A 12,620-nucleotide genomic window follows, 5' to 3' on the forward strand; every position below is an offset into this window, starting at 1 on the left:
AGTAGTGGGCGCAGAGATCGCGACTCTGCTCCTCTTTCGCCGCCGTCACACCTTCTCGAGGCCGCACCATTCGGCGATGAACAGCGCCGTCGACTGGGTGATCTTGCGGATCGACTCGATGTTCACCCGCTCGTCGAAGCCGTGGACATCGTCGGACTGCGGCCCGTAGACGAGGGCCGGCAGACCGGCATAGAGGCCGAAGAAGCGGGCGTCGGTCGTGCCGGTCGTGCGACGGTCGTCGAGTTCGGCGCCGAACACCGTCTTGTGCGCTTCCGCCAGGATGTCGCGCACATGCTCGTGGTTCTTCAGGACGTAGGGCTCGGCCTGGAAGCCTTCCCAGCTCACGGTCGGCAGGTTGTTGCCGAGGAAGGGATCGTTGGCCGCCGCGCCGCGGATCAGATCCTCGATCTCCTGCCGGCACTCCTTCAGCGTCTGCGTCGGCAGAACGCCGACACGCATGTCGAAGGTGCACCAGGACGGGACCGAGCTCGCCCAATCGCCGCCGGCGATCTTGCCGACGTTGAAGTTCACCGGATGGTGATGGTCGCAATAGTGCTTGTCGTGTTCCTTCAGCGCGTTCCACTTCTTCTCGAGTTCGCGCAGCTGCTGGATCAGGCGAAAGGCCGATTCGATCGCATTGGAGCCCGCATCCGCCTTGTAGACATGGACCGGATGGCCGGTGACCTTGACCTGGAACCACATGACGCCAACCTGCGAGACGGTGAGCGTGCAGCCCGACGGCTCGGGGATCAGCGCCGCCTCGGCGCGATAGCCGCGCTGCAGGCAGGCAAGTGCGCCGTTGCCCGTGCACTCCTCCTCGACCACCGACTGCTGGTAGACGTCGGCCGCCGGCATGTAGCCCAGTGCGCGCAGCGCGCGCAGCGCGAAGACGTTCAGGATCAGCCCGGCCTTCATGTCGCCCGAACCGCGGCCGTACATCCAGCCGTCCTTGATGTAGGCGTCGTAGGGATTGCGGGTCCACATCTCGTGCGGCCCCTCGGGCACGACGTCGATATGGCCGTTGAGGATCAGCGAGCGGCCCTTCGGATTGGATGGCCGCCAGGCCCCGACCACGTTCCAGGCATCGTCGTAATCCAGCGAATGCGGCGAGTAGCCCGGCAGGTGCTTGAGATCGTCGATCTTGATCTGCCAGCGGTCGACACCGAGCCCGTCCTCCTTGAACAGGCGCGCCATCATGTCCTGGGCCGGGGCTTCCTGGAACCGGGTCGAGGGAATCCGCACCAGGTCGGCCAGTACGTTCGTCTGATCGTCGAAGCGGCGATCGACTTCGTCCATGATTTTGGACTTGAGCGATGATTCGAGCATGCGCGGACTTTGGCGCAGCCCCGGTACGGCGTCTATAGTTTCCGAGGAGGAAACAAAATGTACCCGGGCAAACACGCGACGACGCAGGCGTCCCATCCTGCGGTGATCATGGCCGGCAGCGGCGAGACCGTGACCTATGGCGAGCTGGAAGCGCGCAGCAACCGGCTGGCGCACCTGCTGCGCGCCCATGGCGTGAAGCGGCTCGACCACTATTCGATCTTCATGGAAAACAACGCGCGCTACGTGGAGTGCTGCACCGCCGGCGAGCGCGCCGGCACCTACTACACGTGCGTGAATTCGTTCCTGACGGCCGACGAGCTTGCCTACATCCTGAACAACAGCGCCTCGAAAGTGCTCATTACCTCCCAGGCCAAGCGGGACGTGGCCCTCGCGGCCTTGGCCCACTGTCCGGGAATCGCGTTCTGCATCGTCGTCGACGGGCCCGGTGGCGAATCGGCCGGCGGCGCGAAGATCGTCAATCTCGCGGAGGCAACGACCGGCCTGCCCGCGACGCCGATCGCCGACGAATCGCTCGGGACCGCGATGCTCTACTCGTCCGGCACCACGGGACGGCCGAAGGGGATCGTACGGCCGCTGGCCGAACAGCCGCCGTCGCAGCTCCTGCCGATCTTCTCCTTCCTGCTGAAGCTCTGGCAGTACTGCGAAGGCATGATCTACCTGTCGCCGGCGCCGCTCTACCATTCGGCGCCGCAGGCGGCGGTGAACCTCACGATCCGGATGGGCGGCACCGTAATCGTCATGGAGCGCTTCGACCCCGAGCATTACCTGCAGCTCATCGAAAAATATCGCGTCACGCACAGCCAGCTCGTGCCGACGATGTTCTCGCGGATGCTCAAGCTGCCGGAGGAGACGCGGAAGCGGTACGAACTCGGTTCGCTGGAAATCGCCATCCATGCGGCGGCGCCCTGCCCGGTCCAGGTGAAGGAACAGATGATCGGCTGGTGGGGCCCGATCATCCACGAATATTACGGCGCCACCGAGGGGCTGGGCTTCACGGCCTGCAACTCGCAGGAATGGCTGGCGCACAAGGGCACGGTCGGACGCGTCCTCCTGGGCGAACTGCACGTGCTCGACGACGACATGAAGCCGCTACCCACCGGCACGGCCGGGACCCTGTGGTTCAAGACCGCGACGCCGTTCGAGTATTTCAACGACCCCGCCAAGACAGGCGAGGCGCGCTCCGAAGACGGCACGATGAGCACGGTGGGCGACGTCGGCTATGTCGATGCCGACGGCTACCTCTATCTGACCGACCGCGCGACCTTCATGATCATTTCCGGCGGCGTGAACATCTACCCGCAGGAATGCGAGAACCTGCTGATCACCCATCCCAAGGTGGCCGACGCGGCGGTGTTCGGCGTCCCCAACGCCGATCTCGGCGAGGAGGTGAAGGCGGTCGTCCAGCTCATGCCGGGCGTGCCGAAGACGGACGCCACCGCCGAGGAGCTGATCGCCTTCTGCGGCCAGCATCTCGCCCGGCAGAAGGTGCCGCGCTCCATCGATTTCGAGGACGAGCTGCCGCGCCTGCCGACCGGCAAACTCTACAAGCGCCTGCTGCGCGACCGTTACTGGGGCGACAAGAAGAGCCGCATCGTGTGACTCATCCGCGCGACCGGCGCTGCGAACGCGACAGCATCGCCGCGGGAAACAGGGCCAGAAGCGCCACCACGCCCACCACGATGAACGTGTCGGAGAACGCCATCATCTGCGCGTTGCTCTGCAGCATCGTGGCCAGATACTCGAGGGCGCCCGCCTTCTGCTGCTGAAACGGCAGGCCGCTCTTCTGCATCAGGTGCTCGACCTGGGTGAGCATGCGGTCTGTCGTGCGGTTGCCCCAGTCCTGGGTCGCCGTCAGCGCATCGGCATGGAAACGGGTGCGGATCTCGAAGAACGCCACCATCAGGTTGATGCCGAAGGCGCCGCCGAGCTGGCGCATGAAATTGGCGACGCCCGAACCCTGGCGCACCTTGTCGGCCGGCAGCGCCTTGAGCGACGAGGCGTTGAGGCTGGGGTTGATGAAGCCCAGCCCCAGCCGGGACACCATGACCATGCAGACCAGCGTCCAGAAGGTCGTGTCGATGTCGGCGGTCGTCATCCAGGCGAAGCCGGCGGCGAACAGAATCAGTCCGCCGATGATCATGGTCGAGGCCGGCATGGCGTCCGACAGCCGCCCGGCCAGCGGGAAGATGAAGGCCAGCATGATGCCGGCCGGCATCATCATCAGCCCCGCCAACAGTGGCGTGAAGCCGATGATGGTCTGCACGAAGACGGGGATGATGTAGGTCGAACCCATCATGCCGGCGCCGAAGATGAAGGCGATGAGGGCCGCGGCGGCGAACTCGACATTGCCGAAGATGCGCACGTCGAGCAGCGCCCGCGGCGTGTAGAGTTCCCAGGCGACGAAGGCGACGGTGGCCACGGCGCCGAGAACCAGCCGGAACACGATGGCGTCGGAGCTCCAGCCCTCGCGCTGGCCGTCGGCGATGCCGGTCATCAGCCCCAGCAGCGCCGTGCAGAGCAGCGCGAAGCCCAGCCAGTCGAAGGGCGGGATGACCTTCGGGATCGGCCGGGTCGGCATGAAGACCATGCCGAGGACGGCCGCGACGACGCAGAACGGCAGCGAGATGAAGAAGACGTAACGCCAGGAGAAGTATTCGATCATCAGCCCGCCCAAGGTCGGCCCGATCGCCGGCGCAAAGACGACGCCGAGACCGAACACGCCCATCGCCATGCCGCGGCGCTCTGGCGGGAAGACGGTGAAGATCGTGGCCATCACCAGCGGCTGGGCGATGCCGGCGCTGAAGCCCTGCAGCACGCGGGCAAAGATCAGCGCATCCTCGGTCGGCGCCGAGCCGCCCATCAGCGCACCCACCGAGAAGAAGAACAGCGCGCCCACGAAGGTGCGGCGCTCGCCCAGGATGCCGCTCACCCAGGCGTTGATCAGCATGCCCGCCGTCATCGTCGCCATGTAGGCCGACGACATCCACTGCGCCTTGTCCTGGCCGATGCCGAAGGCGCCCATGACGTCGGGCACCGCCACGTTGACCGTGGTCATGGCGAGCACCATCGACACGACGCCCATCATGCCGGTGACGGTGACCAGCCAGCGATAGGAAGGCCCGTAGCGCTCCGTGAGCGCCGCCGCCGTTTGCAGGGGAACGGCTGCCGCCGTCATGATGCGGCTACAGCATTGTCGTTACCCATGCTTCGAGACGCTTGCTCTGCTCGCTCCTCAGCATGAGGTCGTTTTGGTTCCAACATCGCAAACCTCATCCTGAGGAGGCCGCGGCGCGGCCGTCTCGAAGGATGGGCAACGACATGATCGCCCGCTCCGCCCTACCGAATGTCAATTTCGACTTCGACCATCATGCCGGGCGTCAGCGGCTTCGGCATCTGGACGATATCGATCTTCACCGGCACGCGCTGCGTGATCTTGGTGAAGTTGCCCGAGGGATTGGGTGTCGGCAGGAGCGCGAAGCGCGCCGTCGTGGCGCTGCCGATGCGGCCGACGCGACCGACGAACGTTTCGTTGGGATAGGCATCGACCGAGACACGCACGGGCTGACCGATCTTCAGCTTGCCGACCTGGGTCTCCTTGATGTTGGCCTCGACCCAGACCTCGTCTGGATTGTGCAGCAGCAGGATGCGCTGGCCCGCCGCCACATATTCGCCGGGCAGGGTGAAGGTGCGGTCGATCACCGCCGGGATCGGGCTCTTGATCGTGCGGTCCTCGACATCGACCTGCTGCTGGCGCATTTGCGCCGCCAGCACCGCGACCTGGTGGGTCAACGCCTCGATCTGGGCGTCGATCACGCCCAGCCGGTCGTGGCCGACCCGCGCCTCGCCGAGACTGCCCTCGGCCTGCTCGTGCTCGGCCTGGAGCTGCAGGATCTGGATCTCGAGCTTGGTGACCGCGGCCTGCGCCATCTGGAGCTGCCGCTCGTTGACGACCTTGCTGGCGAACAACGTGCGGCTGCGATCGAGCTCGAGCTTGGCGAAGTCGAGGTCGGCCTGCAGCGCCGCCAGCGCCTTTTCGCGCACGGTGATGGTCGAGGCGCGCGTGCGCATGGCGGCATCGGCCTGGTTCTGGTCGAGCTTGCGCTCGGCGCGCAGCCGCGCCCGCTCGACCCGCACGCCTTCGATCTGCGCGCGCAAGCCGTCGACCCGCAGCTTGGCCGCCCGGTCGTCGATCTTGACCAGGGTCTGACCGGCCTCGACCCTTTGGCCCTCGCGCACCGGAAGCTCGACGATCCACCCTTCGGCACGGCTCGACACCGTCACGATGTCGGCGGTCACGCGGGCGTCGTACTCGTAGACGTGGGTGAGTCGAAGATGGAGTTCGCGGCCGCCATAGGCGACCGCCGCGAGCAACAGCAGGCCGATGGCGATGAAGCGCGGGCGCAGCAGAAGACGCATGATGCCGGATGTCCGGCTCACGCGCGCCGCAGGCGCGACGCCGACGGCGGGCGATACAGGCGATGTCTTGAGGGCGGGCGGCGGCACCGATTGATCCACGACTTATCCTGCCGCTTTCAACCGGGGTTTCGCGCTTCTGTCATGAAAAAAGAATAAGGCCGAAACAATCCGCGGGCCACCCGTTCTCGCGCACGGGCATCGCCATGCAGCAACGCGCGCACTGCATGACGCCGCGCCAGTTCCGCATCCGTGCTCGTCGCTCTTGCAAAAGCGGGCGACCGAGTCGACGCTGCTTACGCAAGCTCGTCGGACACCGCTCGCAGAGCAAAAATCCAGAACAGGAGCCGTCGCATGCCCGATGCTTCCCACGCACCCGCGCCTCGCCCGCTCGATGTCGCCCCCCTCGATGTCGCGATCGTCGGCGGCGGACTGGCCGGCCTCTATGCCATCCATCGCCTGCGCAAGCTCGGCCTCAAGGTCCGCGCCTATGAAGCCGGTTCCGGCATCGGCGGCACCTGGTTCTGGAACCGCTACCCGGGCGCGCGCTGCGACGTCGAGAGTCTCGAATACTCCTACAGCTTTTCAGACGAGCTGCAGCAGGAGTGGAAATGGCCGGAGCGCTACGGCACCCAGCCCCAGATCCTGAGATACATCAACCATGTCGCCGACCGCTTCGATCTGCGTCGCGACGTGCAGCTCGACACCCGCATCAAGTCGGCCATCTTCGATGGCAAGGCCAACGAGTGGACCTTGCGCACCGAGAAGGGCGAGGAGATCCGCGCGCGCTACTGCATCATGGCGGCGGGCAATCTCTCGACACCGCGCGTGCCCGACTTCAAGGGCATCGGCAGCTTCAAGGGCAAGTGGTACCATTCGGGCCTGTGGCCGCATGAGGGTGTCGACTTCACCGGCCTCCGGGTCGGCGTCATCGGCACGGGCTCCTCGGGCGTCCAGATGATCCCGCTGATCGCCCAGCAGGCCAGGCACCTGCACGTCTTCCAGCGCACCGCCAACTTCAGCCTGCCGGCGCGCAACGCGCCAATGGAGGAAGAGCGCGAGAGCCGGCACAAGGCCGAGTATCCGGCGCGCCGCCGCGCTGCCTACGACACACCCTTCGCGATCGGCGGCTATCCCCGGCCAACCAGGTCGGCGCTCGAGGCCACCGAGGAGGAGCGCAATGCCGCCTATGAGGCCAAGTGGCAGGAAGGCGGCAGCATCAGCTACCTCTACACGTACACCGATCTTCTGGTGAACAAGGAGGCCAACGACACGGCCTCGGAGTTCGCCCGCAACAAGATCCGCGGCATCGTGAAGGACAAGGCGACGGCCGAGCTGCTGGCGCCGAAGGACCATCCGATCGGCACCAAGCGGCTCTGCCTCGATACGAACTATTACGAGACCTACAATCGCGACAACGTCGAGCTGGTCGACGTGCGCTCCGACCCGATCCAGGAGATCACCGAGAAGGGCGTGCGCACCGGCAAGACGGAGTACGAACTCGACGCCATCGTCTTCGCGACGGGCTTCGACGCGATGACCGGGGCGCTGCGCGAGATCGACATCCGCACCAGCGACGGCGCGGTGCTGGCCGACCACTGGGAAGGCGGACCCCTCACCTATCTCGGCCTGATGGTTTCGGGCTTTCCCAACATGTTCGTCGTCACCGGCCCCGGCAGCCCCGGCGTGAAGACGCAGATGATCGCCTCGATCGAGCAGCATGTGGACTGGATCGCCGATGCGCTGGACCATCTCGGCAAGCACCAGCTCGACCGCATCGAGCCGTCGCCGCAAGCCGAGGCAGACTGGGTCGGGCACGTCAATGCGGTGGCCGACAGCACCCTCTATCCGCTGGCCAACTCCTGGTATGTGGGCGCCAACATCCCCGGCAAGCCGCGCGTGTTCATGCCCTATGTCGGCGGCTTCGACCGCTACAAGAAGCGTTGCGACGAGGTCACGGAAGGCGGCTACGAAGGCTTCACGCTCAGCCGTCACAAAGTGGTGGCATGACCCCCAGCTTCGTCCATCACCGCATCGACGCCGCGCCGCGCCGCTGGCAGACGGTCGCCGGCCGGCTGGCTGCCGATGGCGCTCGACGCATCGGCGAAGCGGGTGGCCAGCTCTACGGCGTCTGGCGCAGCCAGATCGGCCGCCCGCGTGACGAGGTGCAGGCGATCAGCGTCTGGCCGCAGGGAATCACGGCAGCCGCCGCCGAACGCGCACTGCTGGCCCATACCGACGACGTCCGCACCGTAACCAGCGAGGTCCTGACGCCAACGCTTCGTCCGACCGACACGGCGCCACCGACCCGGCAGGGCAACTACGCCTTCCGCTGGTTCGCCGTGCCGGAACCGAACTGGCCGGAATTCCTCGACCTGTGTGCCGCGGCATGGCCCGGCTTCGAGGGCGCCTACGATTCGCAGGTGATCGGCCTGTGGCAGGCGACCGGCGACCGCACCGGGAGCGGCCCGGACGAGGTGACCGGCGCGGGCCTGCACGGCGGCGTGCGCAGCCTGCTGCTGACCCGGCGACCCAACCTCGCGATGTGGGAGCGCTCGAAGCTGCCCCAAGGCGAGGCCGAGGCGGCGGTGCGCGACAAGCTCAGCCGCCGCTACGACCTCTGCGACTGGACCGTCGTGTCCACCGCGACGCTTCTGACCGCCGTCGACCGCGCCGATACGGCTCGCTGGACCTGAGGCGGCCGCCGGACCTGAGCGGCCGCTGGACTCAAGCGGCCGTGGCGCCTATCTCGACGCCGCCATGCCGACACTGCGCTCCCTGGAAGCTCTCGAAAGCGAGGGCCTCCTGTCGTCCGACCCGCGGCTGCAGGACGCCGCGCAGTCCATGGCGATCGCCGTCACGCCGGAGATGGTGGCGCTGATCGACCGCTCGCGCCTGGCCGACGATCCGATCGCGCGGCAGTTCGTCCCGAGCGGCGCCGAGGCCGATGTCGCGCCCGAGGAACTCGCCGACCCGATCGGCGACGAGGCGCGGTCGCCCGTGAAGGGCATCGTTCATCGCTATCCCGACCGGGTGCTGCTGAAACCGCTCCATGTCTGTCCGGTCTATTGCCGCTTCTGCTTCCGCCGCGAGAAGGTAGGGCCAGGCGGCGAGGCCCTGTCGGCCGAGGAGCTGGCGGCGGCGCTGGCCTATATCCGCAGCCGTCCGGAAATCTGGGAAGTGATCCTGACCGGCGGCGACCCGCTGATGCTGGCGCCACGCCGCCTGGCCGAGCTGATGGCGGCCCTCGACGCGATTCCCCATGTGGCGATCGTCCGACTGCACAGCCGCGTGCCGATCGTCGATCCCGATCGGGTCACCGAGGAGCTGGTGCGCGCGCTCAAGCCCGGCCGGGTCGGCGTCTGGCTGGCCGTCCATTGCAATCACGCCCGGGAGCTCGCGCCCTCGACCCGCGCCGCGCTGGCCCGCCTGGCCGATTCCGGCCTGCCCCTGATGGGCCAGACCGTGCTGCTGAAGGGGGTGAACGACACCGTCGAGACCCTGGAGGCGCTCATGCGCGCCCTGGTGACGGCCCGGGTGAAACCCTACTACCTGCATCATCCCGACCTGGTGCGCGGCACGGGCCATTTCAGGGTCTCCATCGCCGAGGGGCAGGCGCTGATGAAGGCGCTGCGCGGCCGTCTCTCCGGTCTGGCCCAGCCGACCTACGTGCTGGACGTGCCCGGCGGTCACGGAAAGGTCCCCGTCGGCCCCTCTTATCTGGCCGACGATCCCGGTGCTCTGAGGGTCGAGGACGTGTTCGGCGGGCAGCACCGCTACCCGTCCGACTGACCCTCCCGCCATTAGAATTTCTCGAGGGCGCCTCAGCGGCGGGCGGGCGGCGCCAGCGCGGGGCGGACGGTCCGGGCCTGCGGCGCGGCCAGCTCCTCGACCAGCCATTCCTCGAACGCCTTGGTCTTGGGACGGCTGACCGATGCGGGCGGGCAGACGAACCACCACGCCTTGCCGCTGTCGACGATCTGCTCGAACGGCTGGAACAGACGGCCCTCCGAAAGCTCCTCGCGGAAGAGTTGTGGCGGACCGACCGCCACACCCGCGCCTTCCATCGCCGCCTCGACCGCGATCATCGTCGAGTCGAAGGTGAGCACGCGCTTCGGCTTGAAGTCACCGAGCCCGACGGCGCGCAGCCAGATCGGCCATTCGGGATCGTATGTCATGTCGATGAAGGGCACGCGCTTCAGATCGTCGAACGTCTTAAGCTTGTCATGGTAGCGCTTGCCGCAGAGTGGCGTCAGCACGTCGCTGAACAGCCTCGTTGCATGCAGTTCGGGCTCCGGCTGCACCGTGAACCGGATCGCACAGTCGACATCCTCTCGCGCGAAGTCGACGCGCTTCTGGCTCGTCGTCATGCGCACTTCGATTTCCGGATGCTTGGCCTGGAAGCGATGAAGGCGCGGCACCAGCCAGCCCAGCGCGAAGGTCGTGACGAGACTCACGTTCAATGTGCCGGAGTTGGCCTTGCGGCCGACCCTCTCCAGCGCGTTTGTCATGCGGTCGAACGCGTCGCGCAGATCGGGCAGCAGCGCCTCGCCCTCACTGGTGATCTCGAGGCCGCGCGGACGGCGTACGAACAGGGCAACGCCGAGCCTCTCCTCGAGCGCCTTCACCTGATGGCTGACGGCGGCCTGGGTGACGTGAAGCTCCTCGGCGGCATGGGTGAAACTCGCATGACGGGCAGCGGCCTCGAAGGCGCGCAAGGCATTCAGAGGGAGTTGCGAACGGCTCATCTAGGACACGCGCTCATAGAAATTCTATGCCTCCCCCGAGCTTTCATCCTTTGCAAGTATCCACAGGTTACAGCAAATTCAGGCCAGAAACGAGGCGCAACTGCCGATCCCCGGTTTCATCGCCTCAAGCGGAGCTAAGTCATGTCGATCGTATCCAACGTGCGGGTCGCCCGCGCGGATGTCCCCTCCTTCTCGTTCGGCCGCGCCGTCGCGCTGCTGGCGGGCTCGGTTGTGGTCGGGATCGAGAAAGTCATGACCCGAGCCGAACTCGCCCGCTCGCGACATCAGCTGGCCCAACTGGACGAGCGGCTGCTGCGGGATATCGGCATCGACCGGGCGACCGCCCGGTTCGAGGCGACCAGGCCCTTCTGGTCCTAACCGGAATTGCCGGCGGGCGCCGGATAGAGCAAGTTCGGGTCGTGGTGCTTTGATGGCGCCATGACCCAACATCCTCTTTCGTTTCCCGCCGTGGCCCTCGCCACTTCCCTTCTTCCCGATCCGGATACCTGCTGGGCCGCCGTCCAGCGGCGTGATCGTGCCTACAATGGCAGGTTCTGGTTCTCGGTCCGGACGACCGGGGTCTATTGCCTGCCCTCGTGCGCGGCCCGTCCGCCCCTGCGGCACAACGTCGACTTCCACGCCTCGCCCGAGGCGGCGGAGGCGGCGGGTTTCCGTGCATGCAAGCGATGCAAGCCGCGCGACTGGGTCTTGGGCAAGGGGGCCGATCTCGGTCTCAGCCGGCCGGTGGCGGAGGCCTGCGCGCTGTTCGACGCCGCGGATGCCGACACCCCGCCTTCATTGGCCGAGGTGGCGCGCAAGGTCGGCCTGTCGAGCGGGGCGTTGGGCAAACGCTTCCTGGCCGAACTGGGCGTCAATCCCCGCGACTGGCTGGTCGCCCGCAAGCGCGAGCGCTTCCGCAGTGCTCTCCGCGGCGGCGCCAGCGTGGCCGACGCGCTCTATGGCGCGGGCTACGGCTCGCCCAGCCGCGTCTACGAGACCAGCGACAAGGCACTCGGGATGACGCCCGCCACCTACGCACGGGGCGGCGCGGGAGCCCATATCGACTACACCATGGCCGACTCTGAGTATGGCCGCGTGCTGGTGGCCGCGACGCATAAGGGAATTGCCGCGGTGTTCCTGGGCGATGACGACCGCTCGCTGGAGAAGAGCCTGAAGCAGGACTTTCCGGCCGCCGAGATCCAGCGCAACGACACCCTTCTCGGCCCGCGCGTGACAGCCGTGCTGTCGCGGCTCTACGGCCGCAAGCCCACGGCGCTCGATGCCCCCGACGTGCCGCTCGACATCCTGGGGACGGCCTTCCAGTGGAAGGTCTGGAAGGCGCTGACCGAGATCCCGGCCGGCGAGACCCGTACCTATGGCGAGATCGCTCGCAGCATCGGCGAGCCCAAGGCGGCGCGCGCGGTCGGCCGGGCCTGTGCCACCAACCAGGCCGCCGGGGTCATCCCCTGCCATCGCGCCGTCGGATCGAGCGGCGCGCTGACCGGCTATCGCTGGGGCGTGGCGCGCAAGGAACGGCTGCTGGCCGAGGAGCGCCGGCGCAGCAGCAGGTAGAAGGCGCCCGTACCGCCATGATGGGCGTGGGCGGCGCGGACCGCCCGCACCCGCTCGCGGTTGTCGCCGCGATTGAGCCAGCCCACGAACTCGCCGCGGATACGGCCGTCGATGGTGCGGCCACTTTCCTCGCGCAGGCCCTTGCCGGTCACCACCAGCACCACGCGCATGTCCTGCGCCGATACCCTGGCCAGGAAGGCCGTCACGGCCCGCTCCGCTGCCGCGAGCGTCATGCCGTGCAGGTCGATCGTGGCCTCGGGCACCAGCTTGCGGCGCGAGAGCGCGCGCGAGACGTCGCGGTCGAACTGGCGGTCGTCCGGCGACAGGTCGGGAACGGCGGCGCGCCGGACCGGCGGCCTCTCGCGCGGCGGCAAGGGAGGCGCTTTGTCCGTCTTGGGCAACGGCGCCGGAGCAGGCAGCGCAGGCGCCCGCTTCTTCCGGTCGAGCGGCTTCACGCCGGCCATCGCCGCTGCGAACAATTCGACGTCCTTCACCATGCCATTTCGTCTAGCCTTGGCCGTGAGGCGGGTCTACACAGCC

At 67.3% G+C, this 12,620-nt stretch carries 11 protein-coding genes; 6 read left to right on the forward strand and 5 right to left on the reverse strand.

Features of this window, described 5'->3' with window-relative positions:
• Positions 1-45 precede the first annotated feature (45 nt).
• Entirely contained in the window at positions 46-1,326 is a 1,281-nt protein-coding gene (locus ACT6UX_RS02810; RefSeq protein ID WP_444773611.1) for an ArgE/DapE family deacylase, read from the reverse strand.
• A gap of 57 nt (positions 1,327-1,383) precedes the next feature.
• On the opposite strand from ACT6UX_RS02810, the gene ACT6UX_RS02815 reads away from it, so the two are divergent.
• Positions 1,384-2,946, forward strand: coding sequence for an AMP-binding protein (locus ACT6UX_RS02815; protein ID WP_444773612.1), 1,563 nt, complete (start codon positions 1,384-1,386; stop codon positions 2,944-2,946).
• 1 nt (position 2,947) lies between these two features.
• Here the strand turns inward: ACT6UX_RS02815 and ACT6UX_RS02820 are convergent, their stop codons facing one another.
• Together ACT6UX_RS02820 and ACT6UX_RS02825 are read right to left on the reverse strand one after the other, a co-directional pair.
• Complete coding sequence (locus tag ACT6UX_RS02820; RefSeq protein ID WP_444773613.1) at positions 2,948-4,522, reverse strand: DHA2 family efflux MFS transporter permease subunit; 1,575 nt, start codon at positions 4,520-4,522, stop codon at positions 2,948-2,950.
• A gap of 161 nt (positions 4,523-4,683) precedes the next feature.
• On the reverse strand, positions 4,684-5,862 hold the full coding sequence (locus tag ACT6UX_RS02825; protein ID WP_444773614.1) for an HlyD family secretion protein: 1,179 nt from the start codon (positions 5,860-5,862) through the stop codon (positions 4,684-4,686).
• Positions 5,863-6,114: 252 nt separating this feature from the next.
• On the opposite strand from ACT6UX_RS02825, the gene ACT6UX_RS02830 reads away from it, so the two are divergent.
• The 3 genes from ACT6UX_RS02830 (at position 6,115) to ACT6UX_RS02840 (ending at position 9,552) form a co-directional block, all read left to right on the forward strand.
• Positions 6,115-7,770, forward strand: coding sequence for a flavin-containing monooxygenase (locus ACT6UX_RS02830; RefSeq protein WP_444773615.1), 1,656 nt, complete (start codon positions 6,115-6,117; stop codon positions 7,768-7,770).
• On the forward strand, positions 7,767-8,456 hold the full coding sequence (locus ACT6UX_RS02835) for a hypothetical protein (protein ID WP_444773616.1): 690 nt from the start codon (positions 7,767-7,769) through the stop codon (positions 8,454-8,456). The genes ACT6UX_RS02830 and ACT6UX_RS02835 overlap by 4 nt, the downstream gene beginning before the upstream one ends.
• A 64-nt stretch (positions 8,457-8,520) precedes the next feature.
• Entirely contained in the window at positions 8,521-9,552 is a 1,032-nt protein-coding gene (locus ACT6UX_RS02840; protein WP_444773617.1) for a lysine-2,3-aminomutase-like protein, read from the forward strand.
• A gap of 32 nt (positions 9,553-9,584) precedes the next feature.
• Here the strand turns inward: ACT6UX_RS02840 and gcvA are convergent, their stop codons facing one another.
• Positions 9,585-10,508, reverse strand: a complete 924-nt coding sequence (gcvA, locus tag ACT6UX_RS02845) for a transcriptional regulator GcvA (RefSeq protein WP_444773618.1) — start codon at positions 10,506-10,508, stop codon at positions 9,585-9,587.
• Between the two features lie 141 nt (positions 10,509-10,649).
• Here gcvA and ACT6UX_RS02850 point away from each other — a divergent pair, with 141 nt between their 5' ends.
• The gene (locus ACT6UX_RS02850; protein ID WP_444773619.1) at positions 10,650-10,886 is read left to right on the forward strand and encodes a DUF1127 domain-containing protein; all 237 of its coding nucleotides are present in this window, start codon (positions 10,650-10,652) and stop codon (positions 10,884-10,886) included.
• Between the two features lie 60 nt (positions 10,887-10,946).
• Complete coding sequence (ada, locus tag ACT6UX_RS02855) at positions 10,947-12,080, forward strand: bifunctional DNA-binding transcriptional regulator/O6-methylguanine-DNA methyltransferase Ada (RefSeq protein ID WP_444773620.1); 1,134 nt, start codon at positions 10,947-10,949, stop codon at positions 12,078-12,080.
• On the opposite strand, the gene ACT6UX_RS02860 is transcribed toward ada, so the two are convergent.
• On the reverse strand, positions 12,014-12,577 hold the full coding sequence (locus ACT6UX_RS02860) for a Smr/MutS family protein (RefSeq protein WP_444773621.1): 564 nt from the start codon (positions 12,575-12,577) through the stop codon (positions 12,014-12,016). The two genes, ada and ACT6UX_RS02860, sit on opposite strands and share 67 nt — an antisense overlap.
• Positions 12,578-12,620: the final 43 nt, after the last annotated feature.

It is taken from the genome of Reyranella sp. (assembly GCF_052439685.1).
Taxonomy (GTDB): Bacteria; Pseudomonadota; Alphaproteobacteria; order Reyranellales; family Reyranellaceae; genus Reyranella.

Coding starts and splice junctions, on each gene's coding strand:
- ACT6UX_RS02820 (WP_444773613.1), bottom strand. CDS start 4,522: ATGACGGCGGCAGCCGTTCCCCTGCAAACGGCGGCGGCGCTCACGGAG.
- ACT6UX_RS02860 (WP_444773621.1), bottom strand. CDS start 12,577: ATGGTGAAGGACGTCGAATTGTTCGCAGCGGCGATGGCCGGCGTGAAG.
- ACT6UX_RS02835 (WP_444773616.1), top strand. CDS start 7,767: ATGACCCCCAGCTTCGTCCATCACCGCATCGACGCCGCGCCGCGCCGC.
- ada (WP_444773620.1), top strand. CDS start 10,947: ATGACCCAACATCCTCTTTCGTTTCCCGCCGTGGCCCTCGCCACTTCC.
- gcvA (WP_444773618.1), bottom strand. CDS start 10,508: ATGAGCCGTTCGCAACTCCCTCTGAATGCCTTGCGCGCCTTCGAGGCC.
- ACT6UX_RS02840 (WP_444773617.1), top strand. CDS start 8,521: ATGCCGACACTGCGCTCCCTGGAAGCTCTCGAAAGCGAGGGCCTCCTG.
- ACT6UX_RS02810 (WP_444773611.1), bottom strand. CDS start 1,326: ATGCTCGAATCATCGCTCAAGTCCAAAATCATGGACGAAGTCGATCGC.
- ACT6UX_RS02830 (WP_444773615.1), top strand. CDS start 6,115: ATGCCCGATGCTTCCCACGCACCCGCGCCTCGCCCGCTCGATGTCGCC.
- ACT6UX_RS02815 (WP_444773612.1), top strand. CDS start 1,384: ATGTACCCGGGCAAACACGCGACGACGCAGGCGTCCCATCCTGCGGTG.
- ACT6UX_RS02850 (WP_444773619.1), top strand. CDS start 10,650: ATGTCGATCGTATCCAACGTGCGGGTCGCCCGCGCGGATGTCCCCTCC.